General features: G+C 61.2%; 23 protein-coding genes. 7 read left to right on the top strand and 16 right to left on the bottom strand.

The genetic code is table 11. From position 1 onward, the window contains the following. Positions 1–35: 35 nt before the first annotated feature. The 3 genes from OSC50_RS05460 to OSC50_RS05450 form a co-directional block, all read right to left on the bottom strand. Positions 36–620, bottom strand: coding sequence for a nucleotidyltransferase family protein (locus OSC50_RS05460; protein WP_253509010.1), 585 nt, complete (start codon positions 618–620; stop codon positions 36–38). Then, a complete protein-coding gene (locus OSC50_RS05455) occupies positions 617–1603 on the bottom strand; it encodes an XdhC family protein (protein WP_253509012.1) in 987 nt (328 codons plus the stop codon). The genes OSC50_RS05460 and OSC50_RS05455 overlap by 4 nt, the downstream gene beginning before the upstream one ends. Before the next feature lie 136 nt (positions 1604–1739). Then, positions 1740–3071 carry a dicarboxylate/amino acid:cation symporter gene (locus OSC50_RS05450; RefSeq protein WP_181081179.1) on the bottom strand — a complete coding sequence of 444 codons (1332 nt, stop codon included), beginning with the start codon at positions 3069–3071 and terminating at the stop codon, positions 1740–1742. A gap of 347 nt (positions 3072–3418) precedes the next feature. Here OSC50_RS05450 and OSC50_RS05445 point away from each other — a divergent pair, with 347 nt between their 5' ends. Beyond that, entirely contained in the window at positions 3419–4417 is a 999-nt protein-coding gene (locus OSC50_RS05445; RefSeq protein WP_266246414.1) for an AraC family transcriptional regulator, read from the top strand. 85 nt (positions 4418–4502) lie between these two features. Here OSC50_RS05445 and OSC50_RS05440 read toward each other — a convergent pair whose 3' ends face one another. Genes OSC50_RS05440 through OSC50_RS05430 form a run of 3 tightly spaced genes read right to left on the bottom strand, consistent with a single transcriptional unit; the run spans position 4503 to position 6850 of the window. Beyond that, entirely contained in the window at positions 4503–5849 is a 1347-nt protein-coding gene (locus tag OSC50_RS05440) for an ATP-binding protein (RefSeq protein ID WP_181081181.1), read from the bottom strand. After that, positions 5846–6523 carry a response regulator gene (locus OSC50_RS05435; RefSeq protein ID WP_181081182.1) on the bottom strand — a complete coding sequence of 226 codons (678 nt, stop codon included), beginning with the start codon at positions 6521–6523 and terminating at the stop codon, positions 5846–5848. Before OSC50_RS05435 ends, OSC50_RS05440 begins: the two co-directional genes overlap by 4 nt. 18 nt (positions 6524–6541) lie before the next feature. Further along, the gene (locus OSC50_RS05430) at positions 6542–6850 is read right to left on the bottom strand and encodes a hypothetical protein (RefSeq protein ID WP_181081183.1); all 309 of its coding nucleotides are present in this window, start codon (positions 6848–6850) and stop codon (positions 6542–6544) included. 136 nt (positions 6851–6986) lie between these two features. Between OSC50_RS05430 and OSC50_RS05425 the strand changes: the two genes are divergently transcribed. Continuing rightward, positions 6987–7712: a 4'-phosphopantetheinyl transferase family protein gene (locus tag OSC50_RS05425; protein ID WP_253509016.1), complete on the top strand. Its 726-nt coding sequence runs from the start codon at positions 6987–6989 to the stop codon at positions 7710–7712. On the opposite strand, the gene OSC50_RS05420 is transcribed toward OSC50_RS05425, so the two are convergent. Together OSC50_RS05420 and OSC50_RS05415 are read right to left on the bottom strand one after the other, a co-directional pair. Beyond that, complete coding sequence (locus OSC50_RS05420) at positions 7713–9329, bottom strand: ATP-binding protein (protein WP_253509018.1); 1617 nt, start codon at positions 9327–9329, stop codon at positions 7713–7715. Further along, positions 9326–10051 (bottom strand): response regulator, encoded by a 726-nt coding sequence (locus OSC50_RS05415; protein WP_181081186.1) that lies wholly within the window; start codon positions 10049–10051, stop codon positions 9326–9328. The genes OSC50_RS05420 and OSC50_RS05415 overlap by 4 nt, the downstream gene beginning before the upstream one ends. A gap of 594 nt (positions 10052–10645) precedes the next feature. Between OSC50_RS05415 and OSC50_RS05410 the strand changes: the two genes are divergently transcribed. Beyond that, the gene (locus tag OSC50_RS05410) at positions 10646–13540 is read left to right on the top strand and encodes a ribonucleoside-diphosphate reductase subunit alpha (RefSeq protein WP_266246418.1); all 2895 of its coding nucleotides are present in this window, start codon (positions 10646–10648) and stop codon (positions 13538–13540) included. An 82-nt stretch (positions 13541–13622) separates the two neighbouring features. Here the strand turns inward: OSC50_RS05410 and OSC50_RS05405 are convergent, their stop codons facing one another. The 7 genes from OSC50_RS05405 to OSC50_RS05375 all read right to left on the bottom strand — a co-directional run bounded on the left by OSC50_RS05405 (position 13623) and on the right by OSC50_RS05375 (position 19852). After that, entirely contained in the window at positions 13623–14669 is a 1047-nt protein-coding gene (locus OSC50_RS05405) for a hypothetical protein (protein ID WP_266246420.1), read from the bottom strand. A gap of 144 nt (positions 14670–14813) precedes the next feature. Continuing rightward, positions 14814–16124, bottom strand: a complete 1311-nt coding sequence (gene flgE, locus OSC50_RS05400) for a flagellar hook protein FlgE (protein WP_181081188.1) — start codon at positions 16122–16124, stop codon at positions 14814–14816. A gap of 31 nt (positions 16125–16155) precedes the next feature. Continuing rightward, positions 16156–16881, bottom strand: a complete 726-nt coding sequence (gene flgD, locus OSC50_RS05395; RefSeq protein WP_253509022.1) for a flagellar hook assembly protein FlgD — start codon at positions 16879–16881, stop codon at positions 16156–16158. A gap of 15 nt (positions 16882–16896) precedes the next feature. Beyond that, positions 16897–17340, bottom strand: coding sequence for a flagellar basal body rod protein FlgC (gene flgC, locus OSC50_RS05390; RefSeq protein WP_266246423.1), 444 nt, complete (start codon positions 17338–17340; stop codon positions 16897–16899). Positions 17341–17343: 3 nt separating this feature from the next. Next, positions 17344–17751, bottom strand: a complete 408-nt coding sequence (flgB, locus tag OSC50_RS05385; protein WP_017529461.1) for a flagellar basal body rod protein FlgB — start codon at positions 17749–17751, stop codon at positions 17344–17346. A gap of 296 nt (positions 17752–18047) precedes the next feature. Next, entirely contained in the window at positions 18048–18875 is an 828-nt protein-coding gene (gene cheR, locus OSC50_RS05380) for a protein-glutamate O-methyltransferase CheR (RefSeq protein WP_181081190.1), read from the bottom strand. A gap of 44 nt (positions 18876–18919) precedes the next feature. Next, positions 18920–19852 carry a chemotaxis protein CheV gene (locus OSC50_RS05375; RefSeq protein ID WP_181081191.1) on the bottom strand — a complete coding sequence of 311 codons (933 nt, stop codon included), beginning with the start codon at positions 19850–19852 and terminating at the stop codon, positions 18920–18922. Between the two features lie 81 nt (positions 19853–19933). Here OSC50_RS05375 and flgA point away from each other — a divergent pair, with 81 nt between their 5' ends. From flgA to OSC50_RS05355, 4 genes are all read left to right on the top strand, one after another. Continuing rightward, complete coding sequence (gene flgA, locus OSC50_RS05370; protein ID WP_181081215.1) at positions 19934–20689, top strand: flagellar basal body P-ring formation chaperone FlgA; 756 nt, start codon at positions 19934–19936, stop codon at positions 20687–20689. A gap of 141 nt (positions 20690–20830) precedes the next feature. Then, the gene (gene flgM / locus OSC50_RS05365; protein WP_181081192.1) at positions 20831–21151 is read left to right on the top strand and encodes a flagellar biosynthesis anti-sigma factor FlgM; all 321 of its coding nucleotides are present in this window, start codon (positions 20831–20833) and stop codon (positions 21149–21151) included. 48 nt (positions 21152–21199) lie between these two features. Next, positions 21200–21670: a flagella synthesis protein FlgN gene (locus OSC50_RS05360; protein WP_181081193.1), complete on the top strand. Its 471-nt coding sequence runs from the start codon at positions 21200–21202 to the stop codon at positions 21668–21670. 95 nt (positions 21671–21765) lie between these two features. Continuing rightward, a complete protein-coding gene (locus OSC50_RS05355) occupies positions 21766–22515 on the top strand; it encodes a flagellar brake protein (protein ID WP_181081194.1) in 750 nt (249 codons plus the stop codon). A gap of 60 nt (positions 22516–22575) precedes the next feature. Here the strand turns inward: OSC50_RS05355 and OSC50_RS05350 are convergent, their stop codons facing one another. Beyond that, complete coding sequence (locus OSC50_RS05350) at positions 22576–23958, bottom strand: MFS transporter (RefSeq protein ID WP_181081195.1); 1383 nt, start codon at positions 23956–23958, stop codon at positions 22576–22578. Positions 23959–24269 lie beyond the last annotated feature (311 nt).

Raw genomic sequence — 24269 nt, 5'->3', positions numbered from 1 at the left:
CGCCTGAGTGATCAGGCGGGGCTTTTTTGTATCGCTCAGCGGTAATTCAACAGCGCAGGTACGTCCACATCCCACAACACCCCCGGATCGTTCACCGGCACCTGGGTGACATCTGCCTGAGTGAACAAAGACCTGGCGCCGCGATCACCCGTCAACGCCATCAACCCCGGCCCGAAATCACCACCAAAGGCCACAGGGTGCCCATAACGGCCGGCTTGCACAGGCACACGGATGCCTTCTCTGGATAACCCCTGGATCACCTGCTCGATGCTGGATGCCTGGATAAACGGCATATCCCCCAGCACCACCAGCCAGCCCTCGGCGTTATCACTGGCCGCGACGGCCGCCGCAAGGCTTTCGCCCATGCCGGCGGAGCACAACGTCAGGACTTGGCAGCCGTAGGCTTCAGCCAGCCGAATGACGTCGGTGCGCTCCGGCAGTGTCACGACCCAGCGCTCAACCACAGCGGCGGGTAGGTTGACCAGCACCTGCTCAATCACCGGCCGGGTCACACCGTCCAGCCCCACGCAGGGCGCCAGCAATTTGTCCTGGTCAGCCCCGGCTTCGGCGCGAAAACGACTGCCCTGCCCTGCCGCCAGCACTATCGCCGTGACGGTCACTCAGCCAGCACCGGCAAGGGTTTTTTCTGCATAGGCGCCACGCCGTTCTTGATCGCGACAATTTCCGCCATCAGCGACAAGGCGATTTCCGACGGCGTGTGACTGCCGATATGCAGGCCGATCGGCCCGTGCAACCGCGCAATCGCCTGCGCCGTCAGCCCCAACGCCGCCAGGTTGTCCCGGCGTTTCTGACTGTTGACCCGCGAGCCCAGCGCGCCGATGTAAAACGCACGGGAGTCCAACGCCGTCAGCAGCGCCATATCGTCCAGGCGCGGGTCGTGGGTCAGGCAGACGATAGCCGTACGCTCGTCGGTCTGGATAGACAGCACCGCTTCATCGGGCATGCCCGGCACGAAGCGCCCGTGCTGCGCCTCCCAGCCGTACACGAACTCTTCGCGGGGATCGCAGATGAGCACTTCGAAATCCAGCAAGCGCGCCATTTCCGCGACGTAGCGCGACAGCTGCCCGGCGCCGATCAGCAGCAGGCGCCAACGCGGGCCGTAGATGGCGCGCAGGCGTTCACCGTCAAAGCTCAGACCATCGGTTTTGGTGGCGCCGCTCAAGGTGACCTCGCCCGTGGTCAGGTTCAGCTCCCGTGCGACAATCTCATGGGCCTCGCAGCGTGCCAGCAGGTCGGCGACCCATTGCCAGTCCTGCACCCGCTCTTCGGTCAGGCGCAAGGTGCCGCCGCAAGGCAGACCAAAACGTGCGGCTTCGTCCTGGGTGACGCCGTAGGTCACTAACTGTACCGGCGGACCGTCGTCTACCAGGCGGCCGTCGTGCAGGCGGGCAATCAGGTCATCTTCGATGCAACCGCCGGATACCGAGCCGATCACCACGCCATCGCCGCGCAACGCCAACATGGCGCCCGGTGGGCGTGGCGCGCTGCCCCAGGTCTGGACCACGCTGTACAACACCACTCGCTGCCCGGCGCGGCGCCACTCCAGCACGCTACGCAGAACATTCAGATCCACACTGTCCATCAAGCCTCCCGCGGTCACTATCGCGCTCACTGTAAATCAAAAAATCGCCCGAAGTGCCGAGCCATAAACGCAAACGCCCCGAACTTGTCGGGGCGTTTGTGCAAGGCTGGGGGCGTCAGTTCACGCCATCAGCGTCTTACTTGACCACCGGTGCAGGACCTTCGGCCACGCCCAGGTCATCGAGTTCACGGGATTCGGAAATACCGGTACCGCCCGACGCCAGCTCACTCTGCAGTTTATCGGTGTCCAGTTCCTTGACCCACTTGGCCACGACGATGGTGGCCACGGCGTTACCCACCAGGTTAGTCAGCGCACGGGCTTCGGACATGAAGCGGTCGATGCCCAGGATCAGCGCCAGACCGGCGACCGGCAGGTGGCCGACAGCCGACAGGGTCGCCGCCAGGACGATGAAGCCGCTGCCGGTCACGCCCGCAGCACCCTTGGAAGACAGCAGCAGCACCAGCAGCAGGGTGATCTGGTGGGTGATATCCATGTGGGTGTCGGTCGCTTGGGCGATGAACACGGCGGCCATGGTCAGGTAGATCGAGGTACCGTCGAGGTTGAAGGAGTAGCCGGTCGGGATCACCAGACCGACTACGGATTTCTTCGCGCCAAGACGCTCCATCTTGATCAGCATGCGTGGCAGCGCGGATTCGGAGGAGGACGTACCCAGAACGATCAGCAGCTCTTCACGGATGTAGCGGATCAATTTCAGCACGCTGAAACCGTGGGCGCGGCAGATGGCGCCCAGCACGACGACCACAAACAGCACACAGGTGATGTAGAAGCAGATCATCAGCTGGCCCAGTTGCACCAGCGAACCCACACCGTAGGCACCGATGGTGAACGCCATGGCACCCAGGGCACCGATCGGCGCGAGCTTCATGATCATATTGATGATGTTGAACATCACGTGGGCGAAGCGATCGATGAAGTCCAGCACCGGCTTGCCGTAGGCACCCAGGCGGTGCAGGGCAAAGCCGAAGATGACCGAGAACATCAATACTTGCAGGATGTCGCCGTTGGCGAAGGCGCCGACGATGGTGTTCGGGATGACGTTGAGGATAAAGCCAACCACGCTCTGGTCTGCACCGGCGGTCACATAGGCCGCGACTTTAGAAGCGTCCAGGGTGGCTACGTCGATGTGCATGCCGGCACCCGGCTGCACCACGTTCACCACCACCAGACCGATCAGCAGGGCAATCGTGGAGACGATTTCAAAGTAGAGCAGCGCGTAGCCGCCGGTCTTGCCCACCGATTTCATGCTCTGCATGCCGGCGATGCCGCTGACAACGGTACAGAAGATGATCGGGGCGATGACCATTTTGATCAGTTTGATGAACCCGTCACCCAGTGGCTTGAGGGCCACGCCGGTCTGCGGGTAGAAGTGACCGAGCAAGATACCGATAACGATTGCAACGATCACCTGGAAATACAGGGATTTGTAGAGTGGCTGACGAGTCGTCATTGCAAAATTCCTCAAACGTCCCGTGTGGCAAATATCCGCCATTGCCCACGACACTTGAATTGCGAACCCTCCTGCACTGGAGGGATTTGTTGTTTGTGAGGGCAGTGGGATAAATCTTTCACTGCCTTACCTGTCGACCTATCGCAAACGCCGTGCCACTTTGCATAAATCCGCTGAGGGCCTTTAGACACCGGGGCCGGCGGTTTCAAGCCGCCACCAACGCAGATCAATACGTGGCGGTTTTCCGCCGCACCGCTCTGCAGTGCCCTGCAATTTGGCGGATATCCGCCTTGCCGCGCCCGCCGGGTGGTGGCTACCATCCGCCACTCCATGGACGAGGGCCCCGCATGCGTGAACGAACCATTGCCAGCCACTTTGCCCGCGCCGCTCTGGGGGGTGCGCGTCGGGCCGGTCATGACTATTCGGCCCTGCTGCAGCAGGTGGGCATCCCACAGGAACTGTTGACCGAACCCCGCGCCCGCATCGCGCCGGAGCAATTTACCCGGTTGTTGCAAATGCTCTGGCTGGCGCTGGACGACGAATACCTGGGGTTCGCCGATGGCCCCAGCAAACGCGGCACCTTCGCCATGATGTGCCACGCGTTGATCCACTGCCGCACCCTGGAGAAGGCTCTGAAACGCGGCTTACTGTTTTATAGCTTATTCCCGCAGGGCCCGCGTTGGCAGCTGACGCGCGAAGGCGAAATGGCGCGCCTGAGCCTGGACCATTCGCAACTCTGGGACCCGGACCACTTCCTCAGCGAGTGCCTGCTTGTGATCTGGCACCGCCTGGGCAGTTGGCTGATCGGCCAGCGTATCCGATTGCACCAGGCCACCTTCGCCTACCCCAGGCCGCCCCATGCCAGCGAATACGACCTGCTGTTCCCCTGCACCCAGGTGTTCGGTGCACCGCACAGCAGCCTGGTGTTTCCGGTGCGCTACCTGAGCCTGCCGTTGCTGCAGGACGAGCGCACCCTCAAGCATTTCCTCGCGCGCTCCCCGGCCGACCTGTTATCGCGCCCGGATGAAGGCGACAGCCTGAGCAGCCAGTTGCGCCGCCTGCTGAGCCGCGACCGCACGCCCTGGCCCGACCTGGAAGCGGTCGCCCAGCATCTGCATATCAGCCCGCAAACCCTGCGCCGGCACCTGCGCGAAGAAGGCACCAGTTTCCAGGCGCTCAAGGATGAATTGCGGCGGGACATCGCCATCTACCACCTGGGTCGGGCGGATCTGTCCTTGCAGCAGATCGCCGAGCAGTTGGGTTTTTCAGAACCGTCGGCGTTTCATCGGGCGTTCAAGAAGTGGACGGGGCTGACACCGGGCGCCTATCGGGCGCAGGAGAGCTAGCACTGCGTCGTGTGTGAGGGCCTCATCGGGGGCTTGCTATGGTGAGCGGGCTTGCCCCGTGCATGGCCAGCCCAGCCACTGAAGATCACACGGCGGGGAAGTGAATCCTGAACGCCGCGCCGCCCAGGGGTGAATCGTCCAGGGTCAGCCGCGCGCCGTAGCTTTCGATAATGTCCTTGACCACCGCCAGGCCGATGCCCTGCCCAGGATGCTGGCGGTCCAGGCGCTCGCCGCGTTGCAGGATGCGCGCCCGCTGGTCCGGCGGCACACCGGGGCCATCGTCTTCGATGCACAGTTCCGTGCCGTCTTCGTTTTCGATCAGGCTGATGCGCACCTGGCTCAGGCACAGGCGGTAGGCGTTCTCCAACAGATTGCCGAGCAACTCGAGCAAGGCCCCCTTCTCGATGGGCACGTCGCACGCCTGGGGCAACTGGAAGGAGACCGTCACTGCTTTGTCGCGGTACACCTTGCCCAATGTGTCGCACAGGCTCTGGACCACCGGTTCCAGGCGCACCTGATGGCGCACCAAGCCGCTCTTGCGCAGGCTGGCACGCTGCAGCTGGTAGCTGATCTGCTGGCTCATGCGTTCGATCTGCGTTTGCAGTACCCGGGCCTGATCGCGGTCTTCGGGGCGCTGGGCCATGTCTTCGCTCACACCCTGCAACACCGCGAGCGGGGTTTTCAGGCTGTGGGCCAGGTCGTCGAGGGAATCGCGGTAACGCGTGCGTTGTTCGCGCTCGCTGTGCAACAAACGGTTCAGGGAACCGGTCAGACGCAGCAGTTCGCGGGGATGCTGTTCGGACAGGCTTTCGCGGGTACCGCCTTCGATCTGGTCCAGTTCCTGGCTCAACCGCCGCAACGCCTGCAGGCCCCAGGTCAGGCCCAGCCACAGCAGAGTCAGCAGCACCAGCAACGCCGCGCCGAAGCCCAGGTAGAGGTTTTCGCGCAGACCTTCGAGGGTCAACTGGTATTCGCGCACCGGTTGCAGGGCGACGATACTGAATGCCGCGCTCTTGCCGCCGAGCAGCTTGACCTCGACGTCATACACGAAGAATTCCTGGCCATTGGCCTCGCGAATCCTTGCAAACTCGTTGCCGCGCCCGTCATAGCGCGGTTTGTAATTGATGTTTTCTTCGCGGGTCGCGCGCGAGCGCCACACCAGGTGCCCTTCGCGGTCGTAGATATAACCCAGCAGCCGGCTGTCGGCGAGGTTGAAGCGTTCATCCGGCAGTTGCGCCGGCATCAGCAAGTGGTTGTTTTCCACCCGCGCGGCGGAGATCAGCGTGGTCACATCCGACGCCAGGCGCTGCTCGATGGAATCCTGCAACGCCAGGCTGAACGCACCTTGCATCGCCGGCAGCAGGCCGAGCATAAACAGCACGGCCAGGGTGGCGGCCGCCAGCATCAGTCTCACACGTAACGAGCGAATCAACGGCAGCGCTCATTAAACAGATAGCCCAGGCCACGCACGGTGTCGATCGGCTTGAACCCGGCCGGGCCTTCCAGTTTGCGGCGCAGACGACCGACCAGCACTTCGATGACATTCGGGTCGCGCTCGTCATCATCCGGGTAGAGCTGTTCCATCAGGCGGTCCTTGGCGACCACTTGCTGGTGATGGCGCATCAGGTATTCGAGGATGCGGTATTCGTAGGCGGTCAGCGCCAGGGGCTGTTCGTCGAGGGACGCCTGCTTGCGGTTGATGTCCAGCAGCAACGGCCCGGCGACGATGGTGGACTGGGTAAACCCGCTGGAGCGGCGCAACAGTGCGTTCATGCGGGCTTCCAACTCTTCGAACTGGAACGGCTTGACCACATAGTCGTCGGCGCCGGCGGCCAGGCCTTCGACCTTGTCCTGCCAGTTGCCGCGCGCGGTGAGGATCAGAATCGGGAACGTCTTGCCCTTGGCGCGCAACTGGCGGATCAGGTCCAGGCCGCCCATGCCCGGCAGGCCCAGGTCGACGATGGCCAGGTCGTGATTGAACTGGCCGGTCTGGTACAAGGCCTCCTCGGCATTGGCCACGGCCTCGACCACATGGCCGCTGTCGGTCAGGCGGGTAAACAGGTGATGGCGCAGCAGCGCCTCATCTTCCACCACCAGCAATTTCATAGGGCTCTCCAAAGCGTATCAACTGTCCGACTGGGTGACATCATAGCGGCCCTGCAGGTCTTGCGGGCGCAGTTTGATGCCATTGAATTGACCGGTCAGCTGCGCATAACCGACGCGGTAGGCTGGCTGCGGGGTCGTCGCGCCCAAGGCCTGGCCCCACGGCGAGGTCTGGCTGCCCGCTTCTTCGAAGCTCACACGATGGATCAGGTTACTGGGCTTTCTGGTTTTCTCCCTGCCGAATTCGGCGAAGGCGCCCTCCGACGCCTGCGCTCCGGCAGCGGCACTCAGCAGGGTCAAGGCCAGCATCAGCTTTTTGATCGCAGTCATGGTGTTACCTCATACGCGTTTGGCTGTCCGGCCAGACTACGCAGGCGCCCCTGAACTCCCCCTGAACAGGCTCTGAACCTGGCCTGAACCGGCGCGGGCTATCCTGTGAGACGGCAACTGGGCAAAATACCGCCCCATGAATCTCCTACCCGCTTGCTGCACTCCGCTCGACGCCCGCTGGCCCCTGCCCGATCCACTGGCGGGCACGGTGTTGCTCAGCACCCGTTTCGATCCCGCGATGCTGGCGGTGGACGATTTTCAACGCTGCGCCGTGCCGCCACCGGCGAGCATCCAGCGTTCGGTCGCCAAGCGTCAGGCCGAATTCCTGGCCGGCCGCGTGTGCGCCCGCGCCGCCCTGCACCAGCTAGGTCATCCCGATTGCATCCCGGCGATCGGCGCAGATCGCGCGCCGGTTTGGCCCCCCTCTGTCAGCGGTTCCATCACCCACAGCACCGGGCACGCCGCCGCAATTGTCGGGCACACGGCGCAATGGCGCGGCCTGGGCATGGACCTGGAAAATCTGCTGAGTGCCGAACGGGCGCAACGCCTGGCCGGGGAGATTCTGACCGCCGATGAACTGCAACGCATGGCCAGACTCAAGCCAGAGCAGGTCGCGCTGCTGGTGACACTGACGTTTTCGCTCAAGGAAAGCCTGTTCAAGGCGCTCTACCCGCTCGTGCACAAGCGCTTTTACTTTGAGCATGCCGAGCTGCTGGAGTGGTCTGACACAGGCCATGCACGCCTGCGGTTGCTCACGGACCTGTCCCACGAATGGTGCCAGGGTACGGAGCTGCAAGGCCAGTTCGCACTGGACGACGGTCAGTTGCTGAGCCTGGTGGCCGTGCAGGCCCAGGCGTGCTGATCAGTGCGCGTGCTTATCCTGGTCCCTCGGCCAGCTCAGGCTGAAACACGCGCCGCCCAGGTTGTTGCTTTTGCTGATCAACGCTCGCCCGCCGTGCCAATAAATGATGCGCCGCACGATCGACAAGCCCAGCCCATGCCCGCCGGAAGCGCGGGTGCGGCTGTCGTCCAGGCGCAGGAACGGCGTGAAGATGCGCTCCCAGGCGCTTTCCGGTACGCCGGGGCCGTCATCTTCCACGTCGATACGGCAGCGTACCTGCCCCACCTGATAACTGATCAACACTTGGCTGCGGGCGTGACGCATGGCGTTGGTCACCAGATTCTGCAGCGCGCGGTGCAGGTAGCGCGGCTCGGCATCGACCCGGGCGCCGTCCCAAAGGGCCGATGACAGGCAAATGCCGCGACTGACGACGATGGCCGGGCGCAGTGGCGATAATTCGCCGATCACCTGATCGAGCAGCCCATCCAGGTCCACGCGCTGGAAATTCAGCTCCGGCGACCCCTGCTCCAGTCGCGCGTAGGTCAGCATTTCATCCACCAGGCCGTCCAGATCCTGGATATCACTGTCCATGCCCTCCAGGTATTTGCGGCGCGCTTCAGACGTAGCGGCCTCGCCAAGCATCTCCAGGCCAAAGCGCAGGCGCGCCACCGGCGTGCGCAGCTCATGGGACACCGCACGCACCAGTTCGCGCTGGATCGCCAGCAACTGCTGCAAGTGCTCGGCCATGCCATTAAAGGCCGCCGCCAGACGCCCGACCGAGTCCGCGCCCCGGGCCGGCACACGCACATGCAGGTTGCCCTTGGCGATACGCGTGGCGGCGGCTTCCAACCCTTTGAGCCGACGTTCCAGCTGGCGCACCAGGAAATACACGATCAGGCCGATCAGGGTCAGGCCGATCAAGGCGATCAGGATCAGCCATTGCGCCGGATACGGGTTCATCTGGTACAGCGGGCCGATCTCCAACACCCACGGCGTGCCGACCATGCCGGCAAACACACGGATCGAGTCGCCGCCCTTGCCCAGCGCCATCACCGTATCGCCCTCGGAGACGCGCCGGCGCTGGTCGTCATCCATGTCGGCCTGGTCCAGGGTCATCAGGCGCATGTCGAAGCCAAAGCCTTTGGTCTCCTTTATAGCCGCCAGCCGTTGAGGCTGTTCCGCCACGGGATAGCGCACCAGTTCATCGGACAGCAGGTAAATCGTCGCGCGCGCCAACTGTTCGCTGATTTGCTGGACTTCGCCGGTCAGCACCAGTTGTTCCTGCTCGCTGACCAACCGCACCACCCGCGCCGCATGCGGGCCGGTCTGTTGCACCAGCACCTGGCCGCGCTGCAGGCTGGTGCGCTGGCCCAGGTCCAGGCGGGCGTCGGCGAAGGTGCGCAACTCCAGCGGTATGCCGAGTAAACGCTCCCACACCGCCAGGGCGCGCTGGCGTTCGATGCGGTTCATGGGCTGAAGGTTGTCGCCCATCAGGGCAAATGTGCCGTGGGCCAGGCGCTCGCGGTATTGGTCGCTGCGCACCTCGTTGAGCAGGTGCAAGGCGAGCACGCCGAGCAGCGCCACCAGGATCAGTGCGGCACACATACCGCCATAGATGCGCAGGAAGATTGAGTTCACAGCTGCAGGTCGACGGCGGCTTCGGGGACGAACAGGTAACCTTTGCTGCGGATGGTCTTGATCAGGCGCGGGTGGATCGGGTCGTCACCGATTTTAGGGCGAATGCGCGAGATGCGCACATCAATGGACCGGTCCTGACCGTCGTAGCCGACGCCGCGCAGGGCGATGAAGATTTCTTCGCGGGACAGAATGCGCCCGGCATTCGCGACCAATAGCCACAGCAGGTCGAATTCGGCGCTGGTCAGTTCGATACCGGCGTCATGCAGCCACGCCTCACGCAACGCGCTGTCCACCACCAGCGGGCCGAATTGCAGGCGCCGCTCAAGCGCCAAGGCCTGCGCTTGCGCCGGCTCGCTGCGGCGCAACAGCGCCTGGATCCGTGCCAGCAGCAGGCGCGGGCGTACCGGTTTGCACACATAATCGTCGGCCCCCAGGTCCAGGCCCAGCACCTGGTCCATATCGTCGGTGCGCGCGGTGAGCATCAGGATGACACCGTCGTAGCGCTCACGCACCTTGCGACAGATGCTCAGGCCGTCTTCGCCGGGAAGCATCAGGTCGAGGATCACCAGGTCCGGCTGCTCGCGGATGATGCGCTCAGCCGCCAGCGCCCCATTGCCTTCCACTGCGACCCGCAGACCGTTGCTTTGCAGGTAATCGCGCGTCAGCTCGGCCAGTCGCTCGTCGTCCTCGACGATCAGTATGTGCCAGGCGTCGTGCTCCATCAGCTACCTCGGTTGTATTTATTATTGGAGCGAGCGCGCTCGCGAAAAGCCCAGAGGCCCGCAAGCACGCGCCTTAAGTTGTCATGTGGCGCGGACAAACTAGCGCCGATTGTAGCCATGGGCCAGCCCTCAAACACAAGGCGGAAATCCATTCGGTGATCGTGTTTTTTTGTGATAGGGTTCGCGCCCTTCGAAAAGGGCACCCTGGTTTTTTGGACGAAACATTTCATGACAAACGGTCCGACGCAGTGGTAACGCGGCCTACAAGACCATTGCACCTTTCATACACATTTTACCCACAGCGTTATCCACAGGTTACTGCGTTGCTAAGCCCTCCAAAACGCATTATCTTGTAGCTCGGCGGCATCGAAGACCCTACATGTAGCGTTTTCGACCTAAACGCCCAACCACACAAGTGGCTCGAAACTCAAGCGCTTTATTTGTTAGTGCAGCGTGGAACCAACCGATTTTCAGTAGACCAAACCGCTCACGCGGATGGCACCTGTTTCTCCATCCCGATATGGAAAACGGTACGGGTGTTGCAGGAAGAGCCTGGCACTCGCAATCAAATATAGAACGTGGAGACATCCCCCCATGCAAACCGACACAACTCGTGAGAACCCGCAGGGCTCCGTGCCGCAGGCCGCCGATTCGACTATGGATCTGTCCGCCACCGCACCTGGCCAGCTGCGCGTGATCAAGCGTAACGGCACTGTCGTTCCTTACACCGATGACAAAATCACCGTCGCCATCACCAAAGCGTTTCTTGCAGTTGAAGGCGGCACCGCTGCCGCTTCGTCGCGCATCCACGACACCGTTGCCCGCCTGACCGAACAAGTCACTGCGACCTTCAAGCGCCGCATGCCTTCGGGCGGCACCATCCACATCGAAGAAATCCAGGACCAGGTCGAACTGGCCCTGATGCGTGCCGGCGAGCAGAAAGTGGCTCGCGACTACGTGATCTACCGCGATTCGCGCGCCAAGGAACGTGCCGTGCGCACGCCCGCCGAAGAAGCGGCGGTACAAGCGCACCCGTCGATCCGCATCACCCTGGCCGACGGCAGCTTCGCGCCGCTGGACCTGGGCCGCCTGAACACCATCATCACCGAGGCCTGCGAAGGCCTGGAAGAAGTCGACGGCGACCTGATCCAGCGCGAAACCCTGAAGAACCTGTACGACGGCGTGGCCCTGACCGACGTCAACACCGCCCTGGTGATGACCGCCCGTACCCTGGTTGAACGCGAACCGAACTACTCGTTCGTGACCGCGCGCCTGCTGATGGACACCCTGCGTGCCGAAGGCCTGGGCTTCCTGGGCGTGGCCGACAGCGCCACCCACCACGAAATGGCAGAGCTGTACGCCAAGGCCCTGCCTGCGTACATCGCCAAGGGTATCGAATTCGAATTGCTGAACCCGGTCCTGGCCACTTTCGACCTGGAAAAACTCGGCAAGGCGATCAACCACGAGCGTGACCAGCAGTTCACCTACCTGGGCCTGCAGACCCTGTACGACCGTTACTTCATCCACAAGGACGGTATCCGTTTCGAACTGCCGCAAGTGTTCTTCATGCGCGTGGCCATGGGCCTGGCGATCGAAGAGAAGCACAAAGAAGACCGTGCGATCGAGTTCTACAACCTGCTGTCGTCCTTCGACTACATGTCGTCGACCCCGACCCTGTTCAACGCCGGTACCCTGCGTCCACAGCTGTCGAGCTGCTACCTGACCACCGTGCCGGACGACCTGTCGGGCATCTACCACGCGATCCACGACAACGCCATGTTGTCCAAATTCGCCGGTGGCCTGGGCAACGACTGGACGCCGGTGCGCGCACTGGGTTCGTACATCAAGGGCACCAACGGCAAGTCCCAGGGCGTCGTACCGTTCCTGAAAGTGGTGAACGACACCGCCGTAGCGGTCAACCAGGGCGGCAAGCGCAAAGGCGCTGTGTGTGCCTACCTGGAAACCTGGCACATGGACATCGAAGAGTTCATCGAGCTGCGCAAGAACACCGGTGATGACCGTCGTCGTACCCACGACATGAACACCGCCAACTGGATCCCGGATCTGTTCATGAAGCGCGTCTTCGATGACGGCAAGTGGACCCTGTTCTCGCCCTCCGAAGTACCGGACCTGCACGACCTGACCGGCAAGGCCTTCGAAGAGCGCTACGAGTACTACGAAGCCCTCACCGAGTACCCAGGCAAGGTCAAGCTGTTCAAGACCATCCAGGCCAAAGACCTGTGGCGCAAGATGCTGTCCATGCTGTTCGAAACCGGCCACCCATGGCTGACCTTCAAGGACCCGTGCAACCTGCGCAGCCCGCAGCAGCACGTGGGCGTGGTCCACAGCTCGAACCTGTGCACCGAGATCACCTTGAACACCAACAATGACGAGATCGCCGTTTGCAACCTGGGCTCGATCAACCTGCCGAACCACATCGTCAACGGCAAGCTGGACACCGCCAAGCTGGAGCGCACCGTCAACACCGCCGTACGCATGCTCGATAACGTGATCGACATCAACTACTACTCGGTGCCGCAGGCGCAGAACTCCAACTTCAAGCACCGCCCGGTGGGCCTCGGGATCATGGGCTTCCAAGACGCTTTGTACCTGCAGCACATTCCTTACGGTTCGGACGCTGCGGTCGAGTTCGCCGACAAGTCCATGGAAGCGGTCAGCTACTACGCGATCCAGGCTTCCTGCGACCTGGCCGACGAGCGCGGCGCCTACGAGACGTTCCAGGGTTCGCTGTGGTCCAAGGGCATCCTGCCGCTGGATTCGCAACAGATCCTGATCGAAGCCCGTGGCCAGAAGTACATCGACGTTGACCTGAACGAAACCCTGGACTGGGCACCGGTACGTGCCCGTGTGCAGAAAGGTATTCGTAACTCCAACATCATGGCCATCGCACCGACCGCCACCATCGCCAACATCACCGGCGTGTCGCAGTCGATCGAACCGACCTACCAGAACCTGTATGTGAAATCGAACCTGTCGGGCGAATTCACCGTGATCAACCCGTACCTGGTGCGCGACCTCAAGGCCCGCGGCCTGTGGGACTCGGTCATGATCAACGACCTGAAGTACTACGACGGTTCCGTGCAGCAGATCGAGCGCATCCCGCAGGAACTCAAAGAGCTCTACGCGACTGCGTTCGAAGTGGACACCAAGTGGATCGTTGACGCCGCCAGCCGTCGTCAGAAGTGGATCGACCAGGCGCAATCCCTGAACCTGTACATCGCCGGCGCTTCGGGCAAGAAGCTGGACGTGACCTACCGCATGGCTTGGTACCGTGGCCTGAAAACCACTTACTACCTCCGTGCCCTGGCCGCGACCAGCACCGAGAAGTCGACCATCAACACCGGTAAGCTGAACGCAGTGTCCAGCGGCAACCACGGTGATGATTCGGTACTCGCCGCCCCGGCCGGCCCGGCGCCAGTGCCAAAGGCCTGCGCGATCGACGAGCCGGATTGCGAAGCTTGCCAATAAGCTGAGCCCGCTGGGTTAACCAGCCCCCGTTATGCTTATCGCATACCGGGGGCTTTGTTTTGCCGGATGAACAGCGCCGCGACTAGAACAAGACGGTTGCAATACCCGATCGAGGCATGCCGCCGCGTTTGCCCCACAACTCAATACGGCCCTCAATCACGGCCATCGAATGACCGTCGTATTCCACCGTCCCCACCTTGCTGCTTCTCAAGTCAGCATCGGTTGCCGGCCGGTAACGTCCCCTCAAACCCAAACGATCCAGCCCTTCACGCGAGTGTTCACCATCGTTGAGGCTGTTCATGGCCGCCTGAAAACTGCGTCCGGCGCTACCATCGTTGTTTTCCATCTGCGCCCGCTTGGCGCTCGCGGCATACATGAAGTTGGCATCGGTCATCATTGCCGGGTCATCGCCCTTGAAACGCGCATGAGTGGCCGCCTGCCTCACTTCATCCTTGGACAAAGACAGCTGGAAGCCGTCACGCATGGTCACTTCATAGCCGTTGCCAACCTCCTTGACCTCTTTGAAAACGTCCGTAGGTTTTTGGCCGTACTGCATCATTGCAGCCTTTATTGCCGATACCGTCACGCAATTGCCGTCAGGCCCCTGGCTGAACCCACTCCAGATATTGTTCGGCTTCTGCCCGGGGCTGCTCGTGTCGGGCTTGTAGTTATAGTGCCTTGAGCCTTCGGTAATCGGCTTGTGGCTCATCGACTCGCTGGGACCGAACCCGCCGCGGCCAGGAAAATGACCGCCGCCACCGCCACCGCCGCCACCAGGCGATGGGGGCGCGGGAGAAGGAGAAGGCGCATCCGGAAACAAATCCGGAAACAGCATCTTCAACAGCTCAAGCCATCGCCGGGACCATTCGTCCTTGAGTTGCTCGAGGATCTTCTTGAACGCATCGTCCCCCAGCGCTTTGCGCTTCTCGTTGAGCTTGTCGCGTAGCTCCCGGACGGTCTGGCTCTTGCCGGTACTTTGGGCGTCGTCCAGTTCCTTGAGCAGTGCTGCGACGGCGTTCTTAGTTGCGCCCGCGTCCTCGCTGATATCGTCTGTCGCGCCCTTGCCGCTCAAATAAAGCGGTGCCGCTGCAGCGGCCCCGGCAAAACCCACCTGCCACTGATTTCCCATCGCTGTCCCCACCCCAGATCACAAGCTCAACGGCTTGCCGCCTCCTGGGTGGCATTGAGGGCGTAGGGCGTTCCATACGATATTCGTCAGAAAAAAAAACCCCTCGATCGAGGGGTTTTCAGTCAAGCGCGTGACGCCATGGCATCAGGTCATCTGAATGATGGTCTGCATGATGGTGCTTTGGGTGGAGATGGTCTTGGCGTTCGCCTGGTAGTTGCTCTGGGCCTTGATCAGGTCCACCAGCTCGTTGGTCAGGTTGACGTTGGAGTTCTCCAGGGAGTTGGCCACGATCGAGCCCAAGGTCCCGGACTGCGGGGTGTCGTAACCTGGCTGGCCCGAGGCGAAGGTTTCACGCCAGGAAGTGCCGCCCGCCGGCTGCAGGCCTTGTTCGTTGTTGAAGCTGGCCAGAGAAATCTGGCCGATGGCCTTGCTCTGCTGGTTGCTGAACGTTGCGAACAGTACACCGTTGCCGTCGATTTTGAGGCCGGTGATCTGGCCGGTGGCATAACCGTCGGTCACCGGTGGGTTACGGTAGGTGGCCGAGTTGTACTGGGTGATGTTAGCCATGTTGATGGCGATACCGGTCGGGTTGGCATCCGCGCCGTTTGCCTTCCATACGCCGTTGGTCACGGTACCCGGTACCCACCCAGTAACGTTCAGGGTCGTGCTGGAAACGGTACCGGTCAGAATACCGGTGAGTTTGCCGGCACCGTCAAAGCTCAGGGTCGACGGTACAGGCGGCGTCGAAGGCGTGCCGGTCGGCGCCGAACCGTCCGGGTTGCGGCCATCGATCAAGGTATAGGCGTTCCACTTGTTGCCGTCGGTTTTCACCAGGTACTGCACCATCGGGTGCGCGTTGCCCTGGGAGTCGTACAACGTGGTGCTGTACTGGGTGGTGAACGTACTGGTATCGGACGGGTTGAACGGCTTGAGCGTCTGGTCGATCACCGGCTCAGAGGAGTTCAGGTTACTGGTGGAGTCCACTTTGGTGGACGCCTTCGGCGGCAGGTTGGACAGGTTCAATTGCAGGTCGGTCAGGCCGCCCTTGATGATCTTGCCGTCGTCATCCGCGGCGTAGCCCTGCAGACGCGAGGTGCCGGTGTTGTTGGTGATGTAGCCGTCCTTGTCGGCACGGAACGCACCGGAACGAGTGTACTCCAGCGAACCGTCGCTGCCCTTCTGCACGAAGAACCCGCCGCCCTGGATCGCCATGTCCAGGATACCGCCGCTGCCGTTGACGTCGCCCTGGGTGAATTGCTGCGACACCGCCGCCAGGTTCACGCCGTTACCGATGCTGTTCTGGCCGGTGCCCAGTTTGGACGCGGCGTAGATGTCGGCGAATTCCGCACGGGACGACTTGAAGCCGGTGGTCGCAACGTTGGCGATGTTGTTGCCGGTCACGTCCAGCTGTTTGTTGGCCGCATAGAGGCCGCTAAGGCCGATGTTAAAAGACATGTTTCTCTCCCTCTGCCGTATTTAGCCGGCTCTATGTACCGATAGTCTGAATTTGCGACAGCTTGACGCTGCCCATGCCGCCCGCCAGGTTCAGCAGCATTTCGCCGCCGGTCTTGCTCAATGTCACGCTGGTGACGGTTGCCGGCAGCGAGGTGGCCAGGGCCACCGATTCGCCCTTGTCGTTCTTGGTGGTGGCCGCGAAGGTATAAGTACCCGCCGCCGCCACTTCACCCTTGTCGTTCTTGCCGTCCCAGATAAAGTCGGACGTGCCGGCGCTTTGGGCACCCATGTCGATAGTGCGGACCACGTTGCCGTCCTTGTCGGTGATCTTGACGGACACATTGCCCGTCGCCGCCGTCACTGCCACCGAACCGTTCATGCTCTTGCTGGTATCGACCAGCGCCTTGTCGGTCTGGGTGATGATCGAGCGCCCCACCAACGACGAAGCCTGCAACGCCTGGGAGGAGCTGAAGTTGCTGGAAATCGAGTTCACCGAGTCGTTCAGGGTGTTGATGCCTTCCAGGCTGCTGAACTGCGCCAGTTGGGCGACGAACGCGCCGTTGTCCTGGGGCGACAGCGGGTTCTGATTTTTCAGCTGGGTAACCAGCAACTGCAGAAACGCGTCCTTGCCCAGCGACTGATTGCCGGTCGCGGCCTTGGAGGCGTTCGCCAGATTAGTGTTATCCGACGCCGTCTTGACCTTCGAATTGAAAAGGTCCTGAACCGCCGTATTGTTAGACGTATCGACAATGGCCATGGTTGGCGCCCCTTATCACTGACCCAGGGTCAGGACCTTCTGCATCATGGTTTTGGCGGTGCTCATCATTTCCGCGTTGGTCTGGAACGAGCGGCTGGCCGAAATCATGTCCGCCATTTCCTCGACCACATTGACGTTCGGGTAGTACACGTAGCCTTTTTCGTTGGCCGCCGGATGGTTCGGCTCGTAACGGGCTTCGAGGTTGCTCTGGTCTTCGACCACACCGAGCACCTGCACGCCCTGGCCTGCGGCATCCTGGTTCTGGAACAGCGAATCGCTGCCGCCGCTCTGGCCGCCCTGGAACATGGTGGCGAACACCGGGTGACGGGCGCGGTAGGTTTGGTCAATGCTCGAAGACACAGTCTCGGCGTTGGCGATGTTACTGGCGACGGTGTTCAAGCGCGTGGTCTGCGCGCTCATGCCACTGCCGGCAATATTGAAAACACTGGACAGGGACATGGCTTACTCTCCACGCAGGGCTGACATCAGCCCTTTGAATTTACTGTTGAGCAGGGTAAAGCTGGCCTGAAAGTTCACCGAGTTCTCGGCATAGGCCGATTGCTCCAACTGCGCATCGACGGTGTTCTGGTCGATGGACGGCTGCATCGGCGTGCGATACAGCAGCGACTCGTCGCCACTGCTCAGGCCTTGCGCTTCGATATGACGGTTGTTGGTCATGTTCAAGGCGAAGGTGCCGTTCTTGGTCTTGTCCTGCTGCGCGGCGAGCACGGCAGAAAAGTCCAGGTCCCGAGCCTTGTAGTTCGGGGTATCGGCGTTGGCAATGTTGTTGGCCAGGACTTCGGCACGCTGGGCGCGGAAGCCCAGGGCTTGTTCGTGGATACCGAGCGCTTTATCGAAGCTGATGCTCATGGCGGAAACCTTTAGGCTGACCTGCTGTTCGTTAACAGAGGTATAGCAAGGTGCATGCCAATCTTTTCAACGCCCGTATATCAAGGACTTAAGCCGATATTGCCGGCGGCAATGCCAGAAAAGCGGCAAGCGGCTTCCGCCTGGCGCCAGTAAAGCGGCAATGGGGGATTGCCGCGAAACTAAAAGTGGGAGAAGGCTTGCCTCCGACAGCGGCGTATCAAGTCATGGATAGGTGACTGATCCAAACGCTATCGGGGGTAAGCCCCCTCCCACATTTTTGACTGCACAGGCCTTGTTTACTTGGCCTGGTAAATGATGCCAGGGCTGCACTGCACCATCTGGTAATGGTCCGGCAGGCCGTTCAGTGCTTCGGAGGCCCCGAGGAACAGGTAGCCGCCCCGCTTGAGCGTGCCATGGATGCGCAAGAGGATGTCTTTCTTCACTTCCGCCGAGAAATAGATCAGCACGTTACGGCAGAACACCATGTCGAACTTGCCCAGACTGGCGTAACTGTCGAGCAGGTTGAACGAACGGAACTCCACGCGGCTCTTGATCGGCGCCTTGACCGCCCAACGCCCCGCCCCTTTGGAGTCGAAGTAACGTTGCAGACGCTCCTGGGACAAACCACGGCCCAGGGCCAGGCTGTCGTACTCGCCGGTTTTGCAATTGGTCAGCATGGTCCCGGACAGGTCGGTGGCGACGATCTGTGCCCCGGCCTTCAACTGGCCCATGTTGGTCCGCTCGAACTCGTCGATGGCCATGGAAATCGAGTACGGCTCCTGCCCCGACGAACAGGCCGCCGACCAGATGCGCAAGCGCTGGCCGGGGCTGGCCTTGATGGCCTCCGGCAGCACCTTGCTCTTGAGCACTTCAAAGGGGTAAGTGTCTCGAAACCACAGGGTTTCGTTGGTGGTCATGGCATCGACCACCATCTCCTTGAGCCCACCGCGCGGCTGACTCTGGATCCGCTGAACCAACTCGCCCAGGGACTTGATGCCCTGCTGCTCCATGAGCTTGTTGAGACGGCTGGATACCAGGTACTGCTTGTTCTCACCGAGCAATATGCCACAGGCTTTTTCCAGGAAGACCCGGAACTGTTCAAAATCCAAATTACCCGTAGACACTGATACTACCGCCTCTTAAATCGTGTGACCGCCAAGGAAATACCTTAGCTGTGATCTGCTGCCTTGATCCGGTCGACTACCCGGGATGCGAGGTCATCAGGACGGAATTTGGCCAGGAAGTCATCCGCCCCGACCTTCTTGACCATAGCCTGGTTGAAGACGCCCGACAGCGAAGTATGCAGGACGATATGCAGTTTTTGCATACGCGGGTCACTTCGTATCTCGGCCGTGAGAGTGTAGCCGTCCATTTCCGGCATCTCGATATCCGAGATCATCATCAGAAATTCTTCTTCCGGCTTCTTGCCTTCGTCCACCAGTTTGCGCAGGTAATCCAGCGCCTGGCGGCCATCATTGAGCGCCACCACGTCAACGCCGACGGTTTGCAGGCAACGGGTCACCTGCTTACGCGCCACCGAGGAATCGTCCACGGTAAGCACACGCAGGGACACGGCCTTGTGCGCCGTCTCGGCGTCCACCACTCCCACCGAAATCGTCTCCGAGGTGGGAGCCACTTCGGCGAGAATTTTTTCCACGTCGATGATTTCGACCAACTGGTTATCGACCCGCGTCACCGCCGTGAGGTAATGATCGCGGCCGGTGCCCTTGGGTGGCGGATGGATCTCTTCCCAGTTCATGTTGACGATGCGCTCCACCGAGCGCACCAGGAAGCCCTGGGTCTTGGTGTTGTACTCGGTGATGATCACGAACGGACTCTCGCGATCCTGCAGGCCCGACGAACCGGTCGCCAACGCCAGGTCAAGAATCGGGATGGTCGCGCCACGAATATTCGCCACGCCGCACACCACCGGACTGGACTTGGGCATGATCGTCAGCTTGGGGCACTGCAACACTTCCCGCACCTTGAACACGTTGATGCCGTACAGCTGCCCGCCATCAAGGCGAAAAAGCAACAATTCCAGGCGATTCTGCCCTACCAGCTGTGTGCGCTGGTTTACTGAATCCATTACACCTGCCATGCCCAGACTCCTACGCTAAAACCTTCGGGGGTACGACGCGCACCCAACACTAAACGGCACGAGCTTTGCTATTTGTTGGCTATGGATATGAAAACGACAGTTTCCCGACACCCCCGCCACCGCAGATTGCTCTGCGTCACGTTGGCATTGCTTGCTTTCTGCCTGGGCGCCACGGCCCGCGCAGAGAACGTCACCTTGCCTGATCTCCTTATCGGCGTCACTCAGGGCTTTCTTGAGTTCACTGTAGAAGATTATCTGGCAAGCACACAGACGCCGGGGCGTTATGAAATCCAAGTCAACCAGCTGGACCCACGCCTGCGCATGCCACTATGCGACAAGGAATTGACAGCGACCCTGGAAAGCCCGGCCCAGCCCATCGGCCGCGTGACGGTGCGTGTACGCTGCGACGGCGCCTCGCCCTGGACCGTATTTGTGCCGGCGCAGGTCAAACTGTTTCGCGATGTGGTCGTGGTAGCGAGACCGCTCAAACGCACCGGCATCATCAGTTTTGAAGACGTGGTGCTGCGTGAACGCGACATCAGCCAGATCAATCAGGGCTATCTGACGTCCGTTGATCAGGCCATCGGCCAGAGGTTGACCCGACCAGTGGTCACCGACCAGCTCCTCACGCTGGTCCATCTGGAGCAGGCCGAGGTGATTCGCAAGGGCGATCAAGTGGTGATTTCCGCCAGCAGCGGCGCCTTGAACGTGAAAATGCCGGGAGAAGCGCTGTCCAACGGGGGCATGAGCGAACAGATCCGCGTCAAGAATCTCAACTCCAATCGCGTCATCAAGGCGCGCGTGACCGCGCCGGGGCAAGTCGAGGTGGCCTTATAGATCACTGGTAGAGGACGCTGGGTTTTCCTACACTGTGCACGGACAAGTCCCGTGTGGAGATTTATTGTCATTCGCGCCTAAAGTTAATCCGGGTATGGCCGAAAACATGGCAAGCGTCCAAATACCCAGAGGTTTTTTATCATGGTCATTGATTTCAGTCGTTTAAATAACTCCCCGGCTACGTCCGGCGCCACGCGCACTTCAGGTGCCAAGGAAAGTGCAGACGCCAAGGCTGCGCTGCCCGCCAAGGCAGAACAGGCCAGCGCCAGCCAGAGCGGGGAATCGGTACACCTGAGCAATGAGGCTCAACAGTTGCAGAAGGTCACTGACTCGCTGCGCGATCAACCGGTCGTCAATAAAGCCCGCGTGGCCGAATTGAAACAGGCAATCGCTGATGGCAGCTACAAAGTCGACAGCAACCGTGTCGCCAGCAAGCTGCTTAACTTCGAAGCCGAGCGCTAGGCAAAGGCCTGCGCTGGGCTTCTGGACGCTTAAATCCCAAGGCCAGCCATGCATCACGACGAAAATCTGCTTCAACTGATCATCGATGATCTTGAGCCGACGCAACAATTGCTCGATCTGCTCAAAGAAGAGTCCCTGGCCCTCTACGGTCGGGACATGCCGCTGCTCGAAGAAATTCTCGCGCGCAAGCAGTCGCTGATTGTCCTGCTGGAGCAGCACGGCAAAAAACGCAGCCAGATCCTGATCAGCCTGGGCCTGCCGGCCAATCACGACGGGCTCGCGCAACTGGCCAGCCACTCCTCGGTCGGCGAACAGCTGCTGGCCCAGAGCAAAGAACTCAATCAATTGCTTGCCAAGTGCCAGGAAGCCAACCAGCTTAACGGCCAATCGATCCAGCTTCAGCAAGCCACCACGGCCAACCAGTTGCGTATCCTCCACGGCGGCGAGCCACCGGCGCTTTACAATGCCCAGGGTTCCACCTCGCGCCTGGTCAAGCCAAGCACTCGCAGCCAAGCCTGACATCGTTTATCGCGCGCCCTATCCAAGGCGCGCTACATGCTGGCAAAATGCCGGTTCTTGCGTGTAGTCGTATTTTGCCTGGAGATGGAAGAACCGTGTTCAACGCCCTTAATGCGGAAGATGCTCCGCAGCCCCCCAAGGTCCTCACCACGCCCCTGGAAATCGCCGGCACCTTGCGAATGCTGCAGGAAAGCCATGACCCGCTGATCATCACCTTCCACGAGCGCAGCCAGCGTTTCCAGAGTTATCTGGTGGATGTCGACCGGGACAACAAGACCCTGGCGCTGGACGAAATGATCCCCCGCGACGGTGAACGCCACCTTGAAAACGGCGAGCCGTTCCGCATCGAAGGCTTTCACGACGGCGTGCGTGTCGCCTGGGAAAGCAACGGCAGCCTGACCATCAGCGAAAAAAACGGCCATCGCATCTATACCGGCAGCATGCCCGACGAGGTGGTCTACCATCAGCGGCGCAATGCCTTTCGCGCCGCTCTGAAACTGGCGCAACTGGTGAACATCGAGCTGGGCGGCGAAAAGCTCAAGGCACCGGTCAGCGGCAAGCTGCTGGATATTTCCGCTACCGGCTGCAAATTGCGTTTTGAGGGTGATATCTGCGCGCGCCTGCAATTGGGACAGGTGTACGACCGCTTTGTCGCCGCCCTGCCCTTCGGCAGCATGACCACTTCAGTCGAACTGCGTTACCTGCACTTCGAAGAAAAGATCAACACCACTTTCGCCGGCGTACGCTTCCACAACATGAGTGGCCTGGTGCAGCGCCAGGTTGAGCGATTTGTTTACCAGTTGCAGCGCGAAGCCCGTCGATTCGATAAAGACGACGATTTTTAAACGGTCCGGTCAGCGACAAAAAAACGGGCAGCTCCTTAAAGGGGCTGCCCGTTTTTTGTTTCAGGGGCGCGCCCTGCTCAAGTCGTGAGGATGCTCGTCCGGGTCCAACGGTTCGGTGGGCGGTTCAGGGCTCGGCTCGTCGACCGGCGGCTGCTCGGGGTCGGTTTGCGCCTCAGGCGGGGTGGTCTGCATCTGGTCCTGCACCACCTGCTCATCCACCCGCGGATCCAGTGCCGCTACCAGCGGCGAACTGGACATGCTGTCGGGCATGGCCACGTGGTGCAACGGTGCATCGTCCACCTGGTGCAGGTTGGTCACCGCTTTAGGACGAATGCGCCATACCAGAATCAGCGCACACAGGCTGAAAAACGCGTACAGCATCTGGCTGCCGAACAGCTTCATCACCACGCCCGCGAGCAGCGGCCCGATACTGGCGCCGACGCCATAAGTCACCAGCAGCATGGCCGTCAGGGAAACCCTACGATCGCCCTCGACATGATCATTGGAAAACGCCACCGCCAACGGGTAAAGGCAGAACTGCACCAGCGAGCACAGGAATCCGGCGACGAACAGCACCTCCAGCGGTACTTGGGTGAGGATCGCCAGCGGCAGGGCCGCAACGGCCAGGCACAGCGCAAAGCAGCGGATCAGCAGCGCGCGGTCATAGCGGTCCGACAGCCAGCCCAGCGGCCACTGCACCAATAAGCCGGCGAAAATGCAGCTACCCATGAACAGACCGACCTGCTCGGTCGTCAACCCTTGCTGGGCCGCGTAGAGCGGCGCCAGGCCGTAGAACGACCCGACGATCAGCCCCGCGCCGAGTACCGTGCTCAGTGATTGCGGCACGCGCTTGATAAAGAAGCGCGGCTCCATCGGTGCCGGGTGCAAGGGTGCGGGGTGGATGCGCCGCGTCATCGCCACTGGCACCAGGCACAGCGCAAAGCACAGCGCCACCAGCATCAGCAGCTCAAGGCCGAGCTGGGGATGCATCACCAGGATCAACTGCCCGAGCACCAGGCCCAGGTACGAAGCGATCATATAACCGCTGAACACCACGCCACGCTGCTTGGCATCCGCCTGTTCGTTAAGCCAGCTTTCGATAACCATGTACTGGCACATCATCCCCAGGCCCACGATCACCCGCAGCACGATCCAGGCCGGCAGCCAGTCGATCAGACCATGGCCAAGCACTGCGGCGCCGACGATGCCGGCGCAGGTAGCATAGGCGCGGATATGCCCGACCCGGGCAATCAGGCGGTGCCCGATTTTGCCGCCCAGCACCAGGCCGAAGTAGTTGGCCGCCATCAGCGCACCCACCCACAGGCTGTCGACATGATCGGCCGCCAGGCGCAGGGCCAGGTAAGTACTGAGCAGGCCGGAGCCGATCAGCATCATCAAGGAGGCGAAATAAAGGGCTCGAAAAGATTTCCAGATCTGGCGCATCGGCGTTCCGAGCGGCTCCTTGCAGTGAGAGACAGGGCTATCGGCATGATAGTCCTGGGTAGCCGGTTCCGGACAGGCGGTACGGGCGGTTTCCGGGGAAAATTTGTTTAAAACGATTGGCTACAGCTCAGACGCTGCCCAGTGAGGTGCAAGTTACAACGTTGCACTAAATACACGCCAAGCCCCTGCTGTGAACCTGGATCGTCGCCAAGGTTCGACCGGGGTTGGAAAAGATCCGGCGCACACAAAAAAGCCCCGCCGGATATCTCCGTGCGGGGCTTTGAATCTGGTGTCCCAGGGCCGGTTCGAAC

The organism is Pseudomonas quebecensis (genome assembly GCF_026410085.1).
GTDB classification, from domain to species: Bacteria; Pseudomonadota; Gammaproteobacteria; order Pseudomonadales; family Pseudomonadaceae; genus Aquipseudomonas; species Aquipseudomonas quebecensis.
The sequence above is the reverse complement of the archived record's forward strand: the minus strand, read 5'-3'. Positions and strand labels throughout refer to the sequence as shown.

What these genes read in the sequence shown, in the direction of transcription:
- OSC50_RS05455 (WP_253509012.1), bottom strand. Translation starts at nt 1,603, where the DNA reads ATGGACAGTGTGGATCTGAATGTTCTGCGTAGCGTGCTGGAGTGGCGC.
- OSC50_RS05450 (WP_181081179.1), bottom strand. Translation starts at nt 3,071, where the DNA reads ATGACGACTCGTCAGCCACTCTACAAATCCCTGTATTTCCAGGTGATC.
- OSC50_RS05445 (WP_266246414.1), top strand. Translation starts at nt 3,419, where the DNA reads ATGCGTGAACGAACCATTGCCAGCCACTTTGCCCGCGCCGCTCTGGGG.
- OSC50_RS05435 (WP_181081182.1), bottom strand. Translation starts at nt 6,523, where the DNA reads ATGAAATTGCTGGTGGTGGAAGATGAGGCGCTGCTGCGCCATCACCTG.
- OSC50_RS05430 (WP_181081183.1), bottom strand. Translation starts at nt 6,850, where the DNA reads ATGACTGCGATCAAAAAGCTGATGCTGGCCTTGACCCTGCTGAGTGCC.
- OSC50_RS05425 (WP_253509016.1), top strand. Translation starts at nt 6,987, where the DNA reads ATGAATCTCCTACCCGCTTGCTGCACTCCGCTCGACGCCCGCTGGCCC.
- OSC50_RS05415 (WP_181081186.1), bottom strand. Translation starts at nt 10,051, where the DNA reads ATGGAGCACGACGCCTGGCACATACTGATCGTCGAGGACGACGAGCGA.
- OSC50_RS05410 (WP_266246418.1), top strand. Translation starts at nt 10,646, where the DNA reads ATGCAAACCGACACAACTCGTGAGAACCCGCAGGGCTCCGTGCCGCAG.
- OSC50_RS05405 (WP_266246420.1), bottom strand. Translation starts at nt 14,669, where the DNA reads ATGGGAAATCAGTGGCAGGTGGGTTTTGCCGGGGCCGCTGCAGCGGCA.
- flgE (WP_181081188.1), bottom strand. Translation starts at nt 16,124, where the DNA reads ATGTCTTTTAACATCGGCCTTAGCGGCCTCTATGCGGCCAACAAACAG.
- flgD (WP_253509022.1), bottom strand. Translation starts at nt 16,881, where the DNA reads ATGGCCATTGTCGATACGTCTAACAATACGGCGGTTCAGGACCTTTTC.
- flgC (WP_266246423.1), bottom strand. Translation starts at nt 17,340, where the DNA reads ATGTCCCTGTCCAGTGTTTTCAATATTGCCGGCAGTGGCATGAGCGCG.
- flgB (WP_017529461.1), bottom strand. Translation starts at nt 17,751, where the DNA reads ATGAGCATCAGCTTCGATAAAGCGCTCGGTATCCACGAACAAGCCCTG.
- OSC50_RS05375 (WP_181081191.1), bottom strand. Translation starts at nt 19,852, where the DNA reads ATGGCAGGTGTAATGGATTCAGTAAACCAGCGCACACAGCTGGTAGGG.
- flgA (WP_181081215.1), top strand. Translation starts at nt 19,934, where the DNA reads ATGGATATGAAAACGACAGTTTCCCGACACCCCCGCCACCGCAGATTG.
- flgM (WP_181081192.1), top strand. Translation starts at nt 20,831, where the DNA reads ATGGTCATTGATTTCAGTCGTTTAAATAACTCCCCGGCTACGTCCGGC.
- OSC50_RS05360 (WP_181081193.1), top strand. Translation starts at nt 21,200, where the DNA reads ATGCATCACGACGAAAATCTGCTTCAACTGATCATCGATGATCTTGAG.
- OSC50_RS05350 (WP_181081195.1), bottom strand. Translation starts at nt 23,958, where the DNA reads ATGCGCCAGATCTGGAAATCTTTTCGAGCCCTTTATTTCGCCTCCTTG.